At 67.9% G+C, this 16,927-nt stretch carries 14 protein-coding genes and 1 pseudogene; 11 read left to right on the forward strand and 4 right to left on the reverse strand.

Translation table 11 applies throughout. The features are described from left to right. Positions 1-129: 129 nt before the first annotated feature. Positions 130-3,423 (reverse strand): carbamoyl-phosphate synthase large subunit, encoded by a 3,294-nt coding sequence (gene carB, locus AC1RR5_RS14075; protein WP_492922264.1) that lies wholly within the window; start codon positions 3,421-3,423, stop codon positions 130-132. A gap of 254 nt (positions 3,424-3,677) precedes the next feature. Here carB and AC1RR5_RS14080 point away from each other — a divergent pair, with 254 nt between their 5' ends. The 4 genes from AC1RR5_RS14080 (at position 3,678) to AC1RR5_RS14095 (ending at position 8,762) form a co-directional block, all read left to right on the forward strand. Next, complete coding sequence (locus AC1RR5_RS14080) at positions 3,678-7,094, forward strand: hypothetical protein (RefSeq protein ID WP_492922265.1); 3,417 nt, start codon at positions 3,678-3,680, stop codon at positions 7,092-7,094. Between the two features lie 197 nt (positions 7,095-7,291). After that, a complete protein-coding gene (locus AC1RR5_RS14085) occupies positions 7,292-7,648 on the forward strand; it encodes an ArsR/SmtB family transcription factor (RefSeq protein ID WP_492922266.1) in 357 nt (118 codons plus the stop codon). Then, positions 7,645-8,103: an SRPBCC domain-containing protein gene (locus AC1RR5_RS14090; protein WP_492922267.1), complete on the forward strand. Its 459-nt coding sequence runs from the start codon at positions 7,645-7,647 to the stop codon at positions 8,101-8,103. The genes AC1RR5_RS14085 and AC1RR5_RS14090 overlap by 4 nt, the downstream gene beginning before the upstream one ends. Beyond that, positions 8,100-8,762: a glutathione S-transferase family protein gene (locus AC1RR5_RS14095; RefSeq protein WP_492922268.1), complete on the forward strand. Its 663-nt coding sequence runs from the start codon at positions 8,100-8,102 to the stop codon at positions 8,760-8,762. Before AC1RR5_RS14090 ends, AC1RR5_RS14095 begins: the two co-directional genes overlap by 4 nt. On the opposite strand, the gene AC1RR5_RS14100 is transcribed toward AC1RR5_RS14095, so the two are convergent. Further along, the gene (locus tag AC1RR5_RS14100; protein ID WP_492922269.1) at positions 8,722-9,927 is read right to left on the reverse strand and encodes a patatin-like phospholipase family protein; all 1,206 of its coding nucleotides are present in this window, start codon (positions 9,925-9,927) and stop codon (positions 8,722-8,724) included. The genes AC1RR5_RS14095 and AC1RR5_RS14100 overlap by 41 nt on opposite strands. Positions 9,928-9,983: 56 nt before the next feature. Between AC1RR5_RS14100 and AC1RR5_RS14105 the strand changes: the two are divergent. Beyond that, positions 9,984-10,061 (forward strand): annotated as a pseudogene (locus AC1RR5_RS14105) (hypothetical protein); the annotation flags it as partial. A 137-nt stretch (positions 10,062-10,198) separates the two neighbouring features. Here AC1RR5_RS14105 and AC1RR5_RS14110 read toward each other — a convergent pair. After that, the gene (locus AC1RR5_RS14110; RefSeq protein ID WP_492922270.1) at positions 10,199-10,408 is read right to left on the reverse strand and encodes a cold-shock protein; all 210 of its coding nucleotides are present in this window, start codon (positions 10,406-10,408) and stop codon (positions 10,199-10,201) included. 295 nt (positions 10,409-10,703) lie between these two features. On the opposite strand from AC1RR5_RS14110, the gene AC1RR5_RS14115 reads away from it, so the two are divergent. Both AC1RR5_RS14115 and AC1RR5_RS14120 read left to right on the forward strand, forming a co-directional pair. Then, on the forward strand, positions 10,704-10,946 hold the full coding sequence (locus tag AC1RR5_RS14115) for a hypothetical protein (RefSeq protein WP_492922271.1): 243 nt from the start codon (positions 10,704-10,706) through the stop codon (positions 10,944-10,946). Positions 10,947-10,987: 41 nt separating this feature from the next. Next, a complete protein-coding gene (locus AC1RR5_RS14120) occupies positions 10,988-11,152 on the forward strand; it encodes a hypothetical protein (RefSeq protein ID WP_492922272.1) in 165 nt (54 codons plus the stop codon). Between the two features lie 3 nt (positions 11,153-11,155). Here AC1RR5_RS14120 and pgsA read toward each other — a convergent pair whose 3' ends face one another. Then, positions 11,156-11,773, reverse strand: a complete 618-nt coding sequence (gene pgsA, locus AC1RR5_RS14125) for a CDP-diacylglycerol--glycerol-3-phosphate 3-phosphatidyltransferase (RefSeq protein ID WP_492922273.1) — start codon at positions 11,771-11,773, stop codon at positions 11,156-11,158. Positions 11,774-11,923: 150 nt separating this feature from the next. Here pgsA and AC1RR5_RS14130 point away from each other — a divergent pair, with 150 nt between their 5' ends. The 4 genes from AC1RR5_RS14130 (at position 11,924) to AC1RR5_RS14145 (ending at position 16,926) form a co-directional block, all read left to right on the forward strand. Next, a complete protein-coding gene (locus AC1RR5_RS14130; protein ID WP_492922274.1) occupies positions 11,924-13,594 on the forward strand; it encodes a sensor histidine kinase in 1,671 nt (556 codons plus the stop codon). Between the two features lie 39 nt (positions 13,595-13,633). Further along, positions 13,634-14,089, forward strand: a complete 456-nt coding sequence (locus AC1RR5_RS14135) for a hypothetical protein (protein WP_492922275.1) — start codon at positions 13,634-13,636, stop codon at positions 14,087-14,089. 156 nt (positions 14,090-14,245) lie between these two features. Further along, the gene (locus AC1RR5_RS14140) at positions 14,246-15,745 is read left to right on the forward strand and encodes a tryptophan halogenase family protein (RefSeq protein ID WP_492922276.1); all 1,500 of its coding nucleotides are present in this window, start codon (positions 14,246-14,248) and stop codon (positions 15,743-15,745) included. 74 nt (positions 15,746-15,819) lie between these two features. Next, complete coding sequence (locus AC1RR5_RS14145; protein WP_492922277.1) at positions 15,820-16,926, forward strand: HPP family protein; 1,107 nt, start codon at positions 15,820-15,822, stop codon at positions 16,924-16,926. Position 16,927: the final 1 nt, after the last annotated feature.

The following is a 16,927-nucleotide window of genomic DNA, read 5'->3' on the forward strand; positions in this document are numbered from 1 at the left end:
TCGCACAAACGAAAACCGCCGCGACGGCGGTGAGGCTGTCGCGGCGGTTCTGTTCTTCAACCCCTCACCCGGCCCGCTGCGCGGCCCCCCCCCCCCCCTCTCCCGCAAGGGGAGAGGGGAAGTTCAGGCTCACGCGTAGCTTTGCAGCGGGCGCACTTCCAGGGCTTCGTCCGGGGCGCCGGCGATGGCCTGGGCCGCGGCCAGAGCGCCGGCCGAGGTCGTGTAGTACGGCACCTTCATCATCAGCGCCGTGCGGCGAATCTCGAAGCTGTCTTCCAGGGCCTGCTTGCCTTCGGTGGTGTTGAACACCAGCTGGACGCCGCCGTTCTTCATAACGTCGACGATGTGCGGACGGCCTTCCAGGACCTTCTTGACGTAGTCGACCTGGACGCCCTGCTCGGCCAGATAGGCCCGGGTGCCTTCGGTCGACAGCACCGTGAAGCCGGCGGCTTGCAAGAGCTTCACCGGCTCGACGATCCAGGGCTTGTCGCTTTCCTTGACCGAGACGAACGCCGTGCCCTTGCGCGGCAGCTTCACGCCGCCGCCCAGCTGGCTCTTGGCGAAGGCGCGGGCGAAGGCGGGGGCCATGTCGGCCTCGCCGTCACGCTTCCAGTCCAGGCCCATGACCTCGCCGGTCGAGCGCATTTCCGGGCCCAGCACCGTGTCGACGCCGGCGAAGCGGGCGAACGGGAAGACGGCTTCCTTGACCGCGATGTGGTCGTACGGCTTGTCGACCAGGCCAAAGCCCGCCAGGGGCTCGCCGGCCATGACCTTGGCGGCGATGGCGGCGACCGGCTGGCCGATGGTCTTGGCCACGAACGGCACCGTGCGCGAGGCGCGCGGGTTCACTTCCAGCACGTAGATGCGCGGGTTCTCGCCGTGCGGCTCTTCGATCGCGAACTGCACATTCATCAGGCCGCGCACGTTCAGAGCCAGGGCCATCTGCACCGTCTGGCGCTTCAGCTCTTCGATGGTCTCGGCCTTCAGCGAGAAGGGCGGCATCGAGCAGGCGCTGTCGCCTGAGTGGACGCCGGCTTCCTCAATGTGCTCCAGCACGCCGGCCACGAACACGTCCTTGCCGTCGCACAGGGCGTCGACGTCCACTTCCGTGGCGCGGCTCAGATAGTGGTCCAGCAGGATCGGATGCTCGAACGAGATCTCGCCGGTGTTGGCGATGTAGCGTTCCAGGTGCTCGTGATCACGGATGATCTCCATGCCGCGGCCGCCCAGCACGTAGGACGGACGCATCACGAACGGGAAGCCGATCTCTTCGCCGGCGGCGCGGGCCTCGTCCCAGGTGCGAGCGATAGCGTTCTCGGGCTGGGCGATGTTCAGGCCGTTCAGCAGCTGCTGGAAGCGCTCGCGGTCCTCGGCCAGGTCGATGGCGTCCGGGCTGGTGCCCAGGATCGGAATGCCGGCTTCTTCCAGGGCGTGGGCCAGCTTCAGCGGCGTCTGGCCGCCGAACTGGACGATGACGCCGGCCAGGGTCCCGTTGCTCATCTCGACATGCAGCAGCTCCAGCACGTCCTCGGCCGTCAGCGGCTCGAAGTACAGGCGGTCGGAGGTGTCGTAGTCGGTCGAGACGGTCTCGGGGTTGCAGTTGACCATGATCGACTCGATGCCGATCTGGTCCAGCGCGAAGGCCGCGTGGCAGCAGCAGTAGTCGAACTCGATGCCCTGGCCGATCCGGTTCGGGCCACCGCCCAGGATGACGGCCTTCTTGCGGTTAGACGGCTCGCTCTCGCACTCGGGGATCTGACCCAGGGCGCCCGTCTCGTAGGTCGAGTACATGTAGGGCGTCGAGGCCAGGAACTCGCCGGCGCAGCTGTCGATGCGCTTGAAGACCGGGCGGACGCTGAGCTCCTGGCGCAGGCTGCGCACGGCGGCTTCGGTCGAGCCGGTCAGCTTGGCCAGGCGGGCGTCCGAGAAGCCTTGGGCCTTCAGGGCGCGGAAGCCGGCGGCGTCGGTGGGCAGGCCACCGGCGCGGACCCAGCCTTCCTGGCGGATCAGCTCGGCGATCTGGCGCAGGAACCAAGGCTCGTATGAACAGGCGGCGTTGACCTCTTCCACGGTCAGGCCGTGGCGGAAGGCCTGGGCGATGACGCGCAGGCGGTCGGGGGTCGGGGTGCCCAGGGCGCGGATCACCGCGGCCTTGCCGGTGTCGGGATCGTCGGCGCCGTGGATTTCCACCTCGTCGAAGCCGGCCAGGCCGGTTTCGAGACCGCGCAGGGCCTTCTGGACGCTTTCCTTGAAGGTGCGGCCGATGGCCATCACTTCGCCGACCGACTTCATGGCCGTGGTCAGCAGCGGCTCCGAGCCCGGATACTTCTCGAAGGCGAAGCGCGGGATCTTGGTGACGACGTAGTCGATCGAGGGCTCGAACGAGGCCGGGGTCGCGCCGCCGGTGATGTCGTTCTTCAGCTCGTCCAGCGTGTAGCCGACGGCCAGGCGGGCGGCGACCTTGGCGATCGGGAAGCCGGTGGCCTTGGAGGCCAGGGCGGACGAACGCGACACGCGCGGGTTCATCTCGATGACGACCATGCGGCCGTCGGCCGGGTTGACGGCGAACTGGACGTTCGAGCCGCCGGTCTCGACGCCGATCTCGCGCAGCACGGCGATCGAGGCCGCGCGCATCCACTGGTATTCCTTGTCCGTCAGGGTCAGGGCCGGAGCGACGGTGATCGAGTCGCCGGTGTGGACGCCCATCGGATCGATGTTCTCGATTGAGCAGATGATGATGCAGTTGTCCGCTGTGTCGCGGACCACTTCCATCTCGTATTCCTTCCAGCCGAGGACGCTTTCCTCGATCAGGACTTCCGTGGTCGGCGACAGGTCGAGGCCGCGTTCGACGATCTCCTCGAACTCCTCGACATTATAGGCGATGCCGCCGCCGGTGCCGGCCAGGGTGAACGACGGACGGATGATCGCCGGCAGGCCGACGAACGCCAGGCCTTCACGGGCTTCGTCCATGTTGTGGGCGGCCTTGGACTTGGGGCTCTCGAGGCCCAGCTTGTCCATGGCGTCGCGGAACTTCTGGCGGTCCTCGGCCTTGTCGATGACCTCGGCCTTGGCGCCGATCATCTCGACCTTGAACTTGGCCAGGGTGCCGTCGGCTTCCAGGGCCAGGGCGGTGTTCAGAGCGGTCTGGCCGCCCATGGTCGGGAGCAGCGCGTCGGGGCGCTCCTTCTCGATGATCTTGGCGACCATCTCCGGGGTGATCGGCTCGATATAGGTCGCGTCGGCCACGTCCGGATCGGTCATGATCGTGGCCGGGTTCGAATTGACCAGGATGATCCGGTAACCCTCGGCGCGCAGGGCCTTGCAGGCCTGAACACCCGAATAGTCGAACTCACAGGCCTGACCGATGACGATCGGGCCGGCGCCGATGATCAGGATCGAGGAGATGTCTGTTCTTTTGGGCATCGTAAACTCGCGCGCAGAGACACGGTCGCGCACATCCGCGCGCCCGCTGCCGACCATCTTGCAGGTTAAGGCGCCCGTGTAGAGACGGAGTCGGTTTTTCGCAACCCCGGAAGCGGAGACCGTGGTTACCGGACCTGACGCGAGGTCGAGCCCGCTTCGCCGGGACCTCCCTATTTGTGATGACAAGCCCTCCGCGCGGCCAAGGTTAGAACCCCCGCTCAGTCGCCTTGGCGACACTGTGAGGGGAGCGGGACATGGCCTACACGATCAAGCAGCTGACCATGGCCTGGACGGCTGTGCACAACGGCGTCGCGCCGCAGGGAACGGTGCTGGCCGACCTGGAGAACAAGGCCGCCCAGAACGCGGCCGGGGCCATGACCGACGCCCAGACCCTGGCCTGGGTGCTCAACAGCGCCGACAACTCCACCGCCCTGGCGGTGTTGAGCTACCAGTTCTTCACCGGCAAGAGCCCGACCGAGGGCGGCCTGGACTACCTGGTCAACTCGCCGACCAACCCCAACGATCTGAACGACGCCTACTACGCCAAGTTCAACATCGAGAACCGCTACATCAACTTCGCCGCCAATCTGGGCGTCGTCGGCGAAGGCGCGGGCGCGTTCGCCAGCAAGTACGGCGCGATGAGCTTCGCCGACTACGTGGCCTCGATCTACGAGACGATCATCGGCTCGTCCTACGCCAAGGCCGCCGGCGTCGACGTGGCCGCCGCCCTCGCCTACCTGGTCAGCCGCCAGGACGCGATCAAGGCCACCGCCGCCAGCGCCGGCATGATCACCCCGAACATGACCCAGGCCCAGATCGACCTGGCTGTGAAGGCCGCCGCTGCGGGCTTCCTGATGGGCGAGGCGATCAAGGCCGATGTCGGGATCTACGCCGCCGCCGCCAACAACTTCATGCTGGCCCTGGCCCAGGACAAGGCCGTCTACAACACCGACATCACCACGACCTACAAGCCCGTCCCCGGCTCAGGCTCGCAAGGCACGGGCGGCGCGGTCGACACTCCGCCGCCCGCCGAAACCCTGCCCGGCGCGGTCGAGCCGCCCAAGCCGCCGGTGTCGGAGCCCGAGCCGCTCCAGTTCTCCCTGACCATCAACACCGACAAGTTCACCGGCAAGGCGCTGGACGACACCTTCAACGCCACGGCCACGACGCTGAACGCCGCGGACGTGCTGAAAGGCGGGACGGGGAACGACACCCTGATCATCAACGCCGGCTTCAACGGCAACTACACCCCCGCCGCGGCGACCCTGGACAGCATCGAGACGGTCAAGATCACCAACGCCAATTCGGGCGTCTATGTCGACGCCAGCGGCTGGACCAGCGTCACCAAGCTGACCGTCACCGACAAGCAATCGACGCAGGTGACGGCCTCCGCGACCCAGGACGTCACGGTCACCAACAACGACCAGGGCGGCTTCACCCTCACCGCCGACGGCGGCCACGACATGCGCGTGACGTCGCTCAACAGCACGGGCACGATCCAGATCGGCGGCACGATCGCCCCCACCGGCGCCGTGGTCGTCGACCGGACCACCGCCGGCACGAGCACGGGCTTTCTCTACGTGACCGGCGGCACGTCGATCGACGTCACCTTGCGCGCCACCAACGCGGTCAACACCACCCAGTCGGGCAACGGGATCACCCTAACTGGCACGGCCCTGACCACGTCGGTCAAGGTCAAGGGCTCGCAGACCGTCACCGCCGACGCCAACACCGCGGGCCACGGCGGCAGTGGGTTCAGCATCCTGGACGTGAACCGGGTCTCGACCACGGCCGCGAGCGTGATCAGCACGGTCCAGGCCGACGGCTTCTCATCCCTCAACATCCAGAGCAACGCGCTCTCCACGCTGACGGCCTCGCACGGGGGCGGGATCAGCATCACCAACTCCGGGGTGGTCACGCCGGCCACCACCCTGAACGCCACCCTCAGCGGGATCACCGGCAACGTCGCCGACAACAGTGTCTACCAGACGCTGAACGTGACCCGGGGCGCCGAGGCGTCGACCATCGGCCTCTATTTGGGCGGCCTGAAAACCCTGAGCGTCAGCGGTTCGGGCGCGCTGACGCTGACCGCCCTGTCCTCCTCGAACCTGGAGACGATCACCGTCACCGGCTCGGGCGCCTTCGACGCCGACGACCTGACCGGCATCGGCAGCCTGCACACGTTCGACGCCTCGGCCGCCACGGGCGCGATCACCCTCATCGTCGACGGCGGCGTGACCGCCCTGTCGACCGGCTCTGGCGCGGACTACATCGAGCAACAGGGGGGCGCGGTCACCAAGGCGATGTCGCTGGGCGGCGGCGACGACACCTTCTTCCTGGGCGGCTACACGACCAGCGCCACGATCGAGGGCGGCCAGGGGACCGACACGATCTGGCTGGACGGCAGCACCGCCGCGACCGCCGCCGGCTCGTCGACGTTCGCGGGCCTCGTCACCGGCTTCGAGCGCCTGCACATCGACAACGCCAACAACGAAACGATCGATGTGGCCGTCCTGGGCGGCTACCACTATGTCGAGGTCGAGGACGGCAACGGCGTGACGATCGACGGGCTCAGCTCCGGCGACACCCTGGCCCTAATGAAGTCGGGCGCGGCCCACATCGTGGGCGCCGGCAATTTCGGCAACGCCAACGACAGCTTCAACCTGCGCCTTGAGACCGACGGCGCGGGCGCGCTGGCCTACGGCAGCGTCGGCCTGTCCGGCGTCGAGACCGTCGCCATCACGCTGGACGATACCCGCGCGACCCCGACCGGGGTGGATCTGAACACCCTGGAGGTGATCGGCGCGACCAAGACCATCACCATCAGCGGCGACGCCGGCCTGGACCTGACGGCCGCCAGCACGGCCCTGACCACCGTCGACGCCAGCGGCGTCACGATCGGCGACTTCAAGTGGACGTCCGGCGCCCTGGCCGGCGCGGCGACGGTCAAGGGCTCGGCGCATGGCGACAACGAAGTCACCCTCACGGCCGCGACCGCCGCCGTCACCTATGACGGCGGTTCCGGCAACGACACCGTCCTCGCCATCAACAGCGTGGCGGGCAACGTCATCCACCTGGGCGAAGGCCTGAACTACTTCAAGGGCGCGGCCCTGACGGTCACGGCCGGGGCCGGCGACGACTATGTCAACCTGACCAGCGGCGGCGCGACGATCCAGGCGGGCGACGGCGACAACCTGATCCTCGCCACCTCGGCCACCCATGCCTCGACCATCGTCACCGGCAGCGGCGACGACAGGATCTTCGTCGACGCGGCCTCCAACCTGATCACGGTCGGCTCCAGCGCCGACGACGACGAGGACGAGGTCGAGATCGGCGGCGTCAACGCCGCCAGCGCCACGGTGTTCAACGCGATCACCGGCATGGGCGCGCACGACCAGCTCATCATCACCAACAACAACGCCGGCGTCCTGGGCGCGCAGCTGACCGGCCAGACCACCCTGGCCGACTACCTGGCCATCGCCAATGACGCGGCCGGGACGACCAACACGCTGCGCTGGTTCGTACTGGGCAGCGACCTCTACATCCTGTCGGACGTCAGCGCCTCGACCAGCTTCGTCCAGGGGGCCGACAACCTGATCAAGCTGGTCGGCGGATCGTCCCTCGACATGGCGGCGGCCACCGTCAGCGGCGGCGTGATCACCTTCCACTAGCGTCGACCGCGAGCCGGCGGGGCGTCCAGCGAGGGACTGCGACCCTGCCGTCGTGGGTGGGTCGAAGGGAGGTCCGGCGTCGTCCGGCCTCCCCCTTTCTTTTCACCCGCGCGGGGCCCCGACCCGGGGGCCCGCACGGTTGACAAACTCGCAGCCTCAATTTAACAAGTACGTTAATTAGCAAACTCGTTAAATAGATGACAGATCCCCTTTCCACCACCTTCGCCGCCCTGGCCGATCCGACCCGCCGCGCCATCCTGGCCCGGCTGGCGTCCGGCGAGGCCACGGTCAACCAGCTGGCCGAGCCGTTCCACATCAGCCTGCCCGCCGTCTCGCGCCACCTGAAGGTGCTGGAGGGCGCGGGCCTGATCAGCCGCACGCGCGAGGCCCAGGCCCGGCCCTGCAAGCTGGAACCCGAGGCGCTTCGGCGCGCCTATGGCTGGATCGATCACTACCGCCGCTTCTGGGACGAGAGCTTCGACCGCATGGCTGCGTACCTGGCCGAACTGCAGGCCGAGGAAGCCGCCGCCCGCTCAAAGGACACCTCCGAATGACCGACACTGTCGTGATCCAGGACGACGAGCTCCTGATCGAACGCATCTTCGACGCTCCGCGCGAGCTCGTCTTCCGCGTCTGGACCAAGCCCGAACACCTGATGAAATGGTGGGGCCCCAAGACCTTCACCCCGCTGGCCATCGAGCAGGACTTCCGCGTCGGCGGGGCCTATCGCTTCGGCATGCTCAGCCAGGAGGGCCGCGAGGTCTGGAAGTCGGGCGTCTATACCGACATCGTGCCGAACGAACGGATCGTCATGACGTTCAAGTGGGACGACGGGGCCTGGGACGTCGACAACGTCGTCACCGTGACCTTTCTGACCATGGCCAGCGGCCGCACGCTGTTCCGCTTCCACCAGGCGCCGTTCAAGACCATCGAGGCCCGCGACTCGCACGTCGGCGGCTGGAGCAGCCTGCTCGACAAGCTGGTCGCCTATCTGGAGACCGTCCAATGAACGCGCTCGTTTCCGCCTACGCCTGGGTGCCTGGCGTCGCCCGGGGCCATGTCCGCGACCTGCGGGTCCGCTGGGCGCTCGAGGAAGCCGGCCTGCCGTACGAGGCCGAACTGATCCGCCTGGAGGACAAGACCGCCTACCGCGCCAAGCAGCCGTTCGGCCAGGTGCCGGCCTATGTCGACGACGAGGTCGAGATGTTCGAGAGCGGCGCCATCGTGCTGCATCTGGCCGAGCGGTCCGAGGCGCTGATGCCGCGCGACGCGGCCGGCCGGGCGCGGGTCCAGACCTGGATCTTCTGCGCGCTGAACACCATGGAAACCCCGATCGCCATGCTGGCCGAGCTGAACATCTTCAACGCCGGCCAGGCCTGGACCGAGGGCGCTCGCCCGCGCGTCGAGGGCTGGGTCCGCATGCGGCTGGGCGAGCTGGAGACCCGCCTGGGCGACAAGGCCTATCTGGACGGCGACGCCTTCACGGCCGGCGACATCCTGATGGCCGACGTGCTGCGCATGATCCCCGAGGCGATGCTGGCCGAGTATCCGAAGCTGGCCACCTATCTGGAGCGCTGCCTGGCGCGCCCGGGCTTCCAGAAAGCCCTGGCCGCCCAGATGGCCGACTTTACCGGCTCGCCGCCGGAGGGCTGGGCCGGGCCACAATAGGCGCCGACGCGACAGGGGGCGGCGCGGCTTCGGGGATCACTGGCTGGGCCCAGGCGACCTCCATCTCGGCCCGCCGCTTGCCCAGGTCGAACAGGGTCCTGCGATTGTCGGCGCTGAAGTCCAGGCCCGAGGTGTCCAGCGCGGTGTCGTCGGGAATGGCCGCATAGACCAGGGAACCGCCATTGCGCCGGGCAAACGCGGCGCTGGCGGTCAGGTGGGTGCGCATCAGGGCCTTGCTCATGGTCAGCCACGAGCGGCCCACCACCGACAGGGTGCCGCCCTTGGTGAAGCCGAACGCGCCGCCGATCTTGCCGTTGACCAACACCGTAATGTGACCCGGCCGCGCCTCGCCGGCCTTGGGCGCGGTCCACAGCAGCAGCGACTCCGGGGCCACGAAGAAGGGGATGGTCACCCCGCCGTCGACATGCATCTCCGAGAGGCGTCGCCCGGCGCCCTCGACCTCGATCAGGGTGGGCGGAAAGACGCCCGGGATGCTGGCCGAGGCGACCAGCACGTCCTGAAACAGCTTGCGCGAGGCCTCGTCACCCCGCGCGGCGATCGCGCCCATGTCCCAGATCACCGTCTCCTCGGTGTCGAGATTGGTGGTGGCGATCAGCAGGCGCCGGCCCTTGGCGTGCTCCATGGCGATCGCATACAGCATCGGCGGATCGACATATTTCGCGATCAGGGCCCGCAGCGCCTTGGTGTCGTAGAAGCCGGGCCGGAACAGCAGGTCGATCCCGCGCTTCTCCAGGATCTTGTCGGCGGCCTTGCTGGTGTAGGCCTGCGTCAGGCGCTGATCCCAGTCGGGGCCGAGGAACGCGAACGGCGCGGTCAGGGCGCCGGTCGAGACGCCGGTGACGATGTCGAACTCGGGCCGCTGGCCGGTCTTGGTCCATCCGACGAGCACCCCGGCGCCATACGCCCCGTTCGAGCCGCCGCCCGAGATGGCCAGCACGTCGAAGGTCTTCTGGTTGACGCGCCGGGTGCGGGCGGCGTCGGCGAAGCGGATGCCGGCCTCGGCGTCGCTGGCGTTGAAGCGGATGTCATTCAGGCCTTTGGGCGCCTCGGCCCTCAGATCGCCCGCCGTGAACGGATCACGCGGCAGCGAGCCACAGGCAGCCAGCGTGAAGGCGGCGAAGAGGACGGCGAGCAGCCTGGACATAAGGAATGGGAAAGCCGGGCGCTGGGTCGGCGTCAAGGGGGCTTAGGCGTTCGAGCGCCCCCTCCGTCACGCCGCCTATCGGCGCCGCGCCACCTCCCCCGCAAGCGGGGCAGGAAAGAACAGCTTCCTCCTCCCATGCGAAGCGGGGGAGGTGGATCGCTGCGGATACGCAGCGAGACGGAGGGGGCGCTCAACAACCCCCAAACGAAAACGGGCCGGTGCTTGCGCACCGGCCCGTTCCCTTAGAACCTAGTGGTTCGCTGCGGGTCGATTAGACCGCTTGCAGCTGGCCGGCCGAGGTCTTGCCGCTGCGGCGGTCGACTTCCGGCTCGAACGAGATCTTTTGACCTTCGTTCAGCGAGCCCAGACCAGCGCGCTCAACGGCCGAGATGTGGACGAAGATGTCCTGGCCGCCGTCGTCCGGTTGAATGAAGCCAAAGCCCTTGGTGGAATTGAACCACTTCACGGTGCCAGTAGCCATGGTGAGTATCCTTGTAGACAAGTGTGTTCGCCGACCGAAAACGTCCCGATCCGCGATCAAATTTCGTTGGAAGTTCGGATGGCGCGTCCGGCGCTCCGCTGAGGGAGCAAGGAATAGCAGGCCGAGCGGCAGCGAATTCGATGCCGCAAGGTCCCGCATTTTATTCCAAAAATCAAGGAAAGAATATTCGATCTACTTTGGGTCGAAAGCCGGATCCCATACGGTGTTTCGAGCGTTGCCTTGTCGGCGAAATCTTTTTTCCGCGCGACACCCCTTCGCGACATGGAGTTTCGGCATGACCCTGCTCGAGAAGATTCCCACGCTCAGCGACGTCGAACTGTCCAAGCTCCTGTCCAACGCCCGCCGCCTGGACGTCACCGGCACCCCGGACCAACGCCGCCAGGTCGCCGAGGTGATCACGCCGCTGGAGCGTGAAGCGTCGCGCCGTCGCGCGGTGCGCCTCCCCCGTCGCTATGGGCCCGCCGATAGATGGGGTGCGTCGATAAAGACCCGCGATAGGGTCTTGCGAGAGTCGTAATTGCAATTCATTCTCAGGAACATCATCGCGAGGAGACGACGATGGTTCTGCGGATGACAGGCGCCAGCTGGCTGGCCACCATGATGCGATCCGAACGCGAGAACGGCGACCGCTCCGCCGGGCCACCGGCCTGGCTGCTGGACGGTCCGGCCGATCCGGAGCTGGTCGAGGCGCTGGAGCGGCTGGCGGCGAACGACGCCGCCTAGGTTCTAGGCCAGCGCCTTCCGCGCCGCTTCCCAGTACTGCGCGCCGGTGATCAAGGTCACCAGGGTCGCGATCCACAGCAGCGTATGCGCCACGATCGTGAAGCCGCCCATCACCGACGGCTCCAGCGGCAGGCCGAACGCGCCCCAGCTGGCCAGGATCAGTTCGGCGCCGATGGCGACCAGCTGCAGGGTGGTCTTCCACTTGGCCAGCAGGGTCACCGGCAGCTTGATCCCCTTGCCAGCGCCCACTTCGCGCAGGGCGCTGACGGTGAATTCGCGGAACAGGATCAGGCCCGCCGGCAGCACGACCATGGGGTTGGGGCCCAGGGCCATCAGGCCCAGCAAGGCGCCGCAGACCAGGATCTTGTCGCCGATCGGATCCAGGATCGCGCCCCAGACGCTGACGGCGTCCAGCTTGCGCGCCAGCCAGCCGTCGAAGAAGTCGGTCACCGAGGCGACGACGAAGGCGTAGAACGCCCAGCGCTCCAGCCGCAGCTGGCTGTCGACCGACACACGGTCGCCGATGAACGGCACCGCGCCGGCCGCGACCGCCAGGGCGACGAACATGAACAGCGCCATCACGAGGCGCGAGCCGGTCAGGATGTTGGGCAGGTTCTTCATAGCGATCTCATAACGCACAAAACAGCGACAGGGCTACGGCTCCGCTCGTTAACCGCGAGATCCGATTTTTGAGACGCCGGACGCGACTCGCTTCGCTATACAAGTTCTGAGAGCGGCAGGGCGCTCTTGTCGCAGCGGGCGCGCCACCGCATGGAACGGCTGAACTGGGGAGGCTTCTGGGCGCGTCGCCGCATCGGTTCGGTGCGCAGCCGCCTCGTCCTCCTGACCATCAGCCTGCTGGCGCCCGCCTTGATCTCGATGGCCTTTCTGCTGGCGGGAGCCGACCGCGAGTCGCGCGGGCAGCTCTATCAGCAGCTGGTCACCACCGCCCGGGCCCTGAACGGCGCCGTCGACCGCCAGGCCGCCGTCGGCATCTCCGTGGCCGAGACCCTGGCCACCGACCAGGCCCTGATCAACGGCGACTGGGCCGCCTTCCACGCCCGCGCCCGCCGCGCCATGGAGCGTCGCGCCGGCTGGATCGTCGTGGCCGACGCCGATGGTCAACAGGTGGTCAATACGCTCAAGCCCTGGGGCGATCCCCTGCCCCGCATCAAGCGCACGCCCGAGGAGACCAGCGCCTTCGCGGCCGGCCGCAGCAAGGTCTCCGACTTGCTGTCAGGCCCGGTGGCCGGCAAGCCGGTGATTACCGTGGGCACGCCGATCACGGTGAAGGGCAAGTTCTACGTCCTGTCCTATGTCGTGGACTCGGCCTCATTCACTTCGGTGTTCCGCCAGCAGCGCGTGCCCGACCGCTGGGTCGCCACCCTGCTGGACAACCACCGCCGGGTCATCGCCCGCTCTCGCCTGAACGAGAAGTTCACCGGCCGCCTGGCGTCCAAGGACATGGAGGAGAACCTCCGCCATTCCACCGAGGGGGTGAACAAGAGCCAGTCCCTGGAAGGCGTGCCGACCATGGTCGCCTATACCCGCTCGCCCCAGACCGGCTGGACCCTGGTGGTGGCCATCCCGCGCGATGACCTGGCCAGCACGGTCAACCGCTCGGTGGCCCTGGGGGGCGGCGTCTTCCTGGCGCTGCTGGCCCTGGGGATCGCCCTGTCGCTGGTCTACTCCCGGCGGATCAATGACGAGATGCGCCAGCTGGTTTTGGACGCCGACGCCATCGGCCGCGGCGAGACCCTGCCGCCGGCCAATCCCGACAGCCTGGAAGAGATCGCCACCGTCAACGCCGCCCTGCGCGAAGCCTCCCGCGAGCTGAAGGCCCGCCAGGAGCGCCAGGGGGTGATGATCAACGAGCTGAACCACCGGGTGAAGAACACCCTGGCCACGGTCCAGGCCCTGGCCCGCCAGAGCTTCGCCAAGGTGAAGGGCGCTCCGCTGGACGTCTTCACCGACCGGCTGATCGCCCTGTCCGGCGCCCATGACCTGCTGACCCGCACCGGCTGGCGCGAGGCCGACATGGGCGCCCTGGTCGCCGCCAGCGTCGGCGCCCATGTCGAGCGCGTCGCCCGCACCGGTCCCGAGGTCGCCCTGGCGCCGCACACGGCGGTGGGCCTGTCGATGGTGTTCCACGAACTGGCCACCAACAGCGTCAAGTACGGCGCCCTGTCCGCGCCCGACGGTCGGGTCGAGATCACCTGGCGGCTGGATCCGGTGACCGACACCCTGGCCTTCACCTGGCGCGACGTCGGCGGCCCGCCGGTCACCCCGCCGGAGCAACCGGGCTTTGGCACCCGCCTGATCGAAAGCTCGATCCGCCGCGAACAGAAGGGTCAGGCCCGGTTCGACTTCCGGCCGGACGGGCTGGTGTTCGAGGCCAGCTTCCCGCTGCCCGAGCAGGTGCGATGGAGCAATAGCTTCTAAGGCCTAGCCTCGGCGACCCGCGTTCCCTAAATGGCGGGGATGACCGCCGCTCTTCACGCCCCTTATGGGAACCCCGAGATCGCCGCCCTGGCCGAGCGCCTGCTGGACCGCTCCCTGCCCAAGGACCAGTGGACCCACGCCGCCCACCTGACCGCCACCCTGCGCCTGGTCCGCACGCGCGACGCCGGGCTCGAGCGCGACCTGCCGAACATCATCCGGACCTACAACGTCGCGGTCGGCGGGGTGAACGACGACAAGAGCGGCTATCACGAGACCATCACCCAGGCCTATCTGGCCGCCATCCGCGCCTTCGAAGCGTCCCTGCCGCCGGGCCTGGATGACGCGCAGGCCGCTGCCCGCCTGCTGGCCACGCCGCTGGGTGACAAGGACTGGCCGCTGACGCACTGGTCGCGGGAGGTGCTGTTCACGCCGGCGGCCCGCCTGGGCTGGGTGGATCCCGACCTCGAGCCGCTGGCGCATCCCCCGGCAACCTGACGTAGGCACATACCTACCGCGTGACGTAATCGCCACAGATAATTCCCTATCCTTATCAATCCCTTGCAGATTGACAGCGCTGCCCATTTTCGACTTGCGACGACCGCCGAACTTGGCCTCTCCTCCCCTGAACGACCATAAGACGGGGGAAACGCGATGAACGGTCAGACGGTGAAGAAGGTGGTCGTCGCCGGCGGCGGATCGGCTGGCTGGATGGCCGCCGCGGCGCTGTCACGGCAGCTGGGGTCGCTGCTGGACATCACCCTGGTCGAGTCCGACGAGATCGGCACCGTGGGGGTCGGCGAGTCCACCGTGCCGACGGCCCGCACCTTCAACGCCCTGCTCAATCTGGACGAACGCGAGTTCATGGCGGCCACCCAGGCCACGTTCAAGCTGGGCATCTCGTTCGAGAACTGGGGCGAGATCGGCGACCGCTACATCCACTCGTTCGGCAAGATTGGAAAGTCGACCTGGCTGGGCCACTTCCACCACTTCTGGCTGGAGGCCCGCCGCCAGGGCTTCGGCGGCGACCTGGGCGACTACTGCCTGGAGCTGAAGGCGGCCGAGCAGGACCGATTCTACACCGACGACGAGTCGCCGGTGAACTTCGCCTACCACATCGACGCCACGCTCTACGGCCGCTACCTGCGTCAGAAGTGCGAGGACAAGGGCGTGCGCCGCGTCGAGGGCAAGATCACCAGCGTCCGCCAGCGCGGCGACGACGGCCATGTCGAGGCGCTGGTGCTGGAGAGCGGCGAGGTGATCAAGGGCGATCTCTTCATCGACTGCACCGGCTTCAAGGGGCTGCTGATCAACGGCGCGCTGGGCGTCGGTTTCGAGGACTACGGCAAGTGGCTGCCGAACGATCGCGCCTGGGCCGTGCAGACCGCTTCGACCGTCCCGCCCGGCCCCTACACCCGCGCCATCGCCCACAAGGCCGGCTGGCTGTGGGGCATCCCGCTGCAGGGGCGGGTCGGCAATGGCCTGGTCTATTCCAGCCAGTTCATGAGCGACGACGAGGGGCTGCAAATGCTCCACGACATGGTCGAGGGCGAGATGCTGATCGAGCCCAAGCTGATCAAGTTCCGCGCCGGTCGCCGCCACAAGGCCTGGGACAAGAACGTCGTCTCGCTGGGCCTGGCCGCCGGCTTCATCGAGCCGCTGGAATCGACCTCGATCCACATGATCATGATCGCCATCCACCGGCTGCTGCAGCTGTTCCCGTTCCAGGGCTGCAACGCCGCGCTCAGCGACCGCTTCAACCATCTCGCCAATGACGAGATCGAGAAGATCCGCGACTTCATCGTGCTGCACTACAACGTCACCGAACGCACCGACAGCCCGTTCTGGGACCACTGCCGGACCCAGGAGATCCCCGACACCCTGGCCCACAGGCTGGCGCTGTTCCGCGAGAACGGCCAGGTGTTCCAGGCCCCGGGCGAGCTGTTCCAGGTCGACTCGTGGCTGCAGGTGATGCTGGGCCAGCGGCTGGAGCCCAAGGCCCACCACCACATGGGCCGACTGATGCCGCCGGAGCAGCTGAAGCAGGCGCTGGACGATCTGAGCCGCAACATCGCCGGCGCGGTCGAACGGCTGCCGTCGCATGAGGCCTTCATCGCGCGCTATTGCCCGGCGTCCAGCTGGGCGGCGGAGTGAAGCGGTCCATTTCTTGAACCGCCTGTACAAAAATCGAAAAGACGCCTGCGCCCGACCGGTCTAAGAGCGCCACCATGAGCACGCTTCACGCCCTTGTTCGCGGCAAGACGCCTATCCGCCCGATCGACGCCTTGCGGGGCGGGGCCGGCGCCTTGCTCGGCCTGCTGTTCGCGGGCCTGCTGGGACGCTTCGCGGTCTCTTCCGTTTCTGGGGGCGGCGGCGACTGGCTGCATCCGCTGCTGGTGGCGCCGATCGGGGCGTCGGCGGTGCTGGTGTTCGCCGTGCCGGCCAGTCCGCTGGCCCAGCCGCGCAGCGTGCTGGGCGGCAACAACGTCTCGGCCTTTGTCGGCATCACCGTGGCCATGCTGATCCCGCAGACCCTGGTCGCCGCGCCGCTGGCCGTTGGATTGGCGATCGGGACCATGATGCTGCTGGGCTGCCTGCACCCGCCCGGCGGGGCCGTGGCGCTGATCTGCGTGATCGGCGGACCCAAGGTGCTGGAGGCCGGCTATCTGTTCGCGCTGAACCCGGTGGCGGTGGACAGCCTGCTGCTGACCGGCGCGGGCATGATCTGGGGGCGGATCACCCGGCACTCCTATCCGCACCGCGTCCCGGCGGCGGCGCCCAGCCCGCACGGGACGAAGGACGCCACGCCCGCCAGCCGCATCGGCTACAACACCGCCGACCTGGACGTCGCCCTGGCCCGCTATGGCGAGCTGCTGGACGTCAGCCGCGACGACCTGGACGCCCTGTTCCGCGAGGTCGAACTCTCGGCCGCCCAGCGCCTGCACAACCAGATCCGCTGCGGCGACGTGATGTCCAAGGACGTCATCAGCCTGCACCATGACCAGTCGGCGGAGAGCGCTTTGGCCTACCTCGCCGAACACGAGCTGCGCGCCGCGCCGGTGGTCGACGCGGAGGGCCGGGTCATCGGCATGGCCCGGCGGGCGGAGCTGCAGACGAACCGTCGCCGCAAGGTCGAGGCGGCGCTGGACCCGTTCGTGCACAAGGTCATGGAGAGCACGCCGATCGCGGCCCTGCTGCCGATCCTGTCGAGCGGCCATACGCATGAGGCGATGGTGGTGGATGGGGATCGGCGGTTGATCGGGGTGATCACGCAGACGGATCTGATTGGGGTGCTGTACCGGGCGCACATCGTGGAGAGTGTGATCTCGGCCTAGG

The organism is Caulobacter sp. GW821-FHT11E11 (assembly GCF_058808315.1).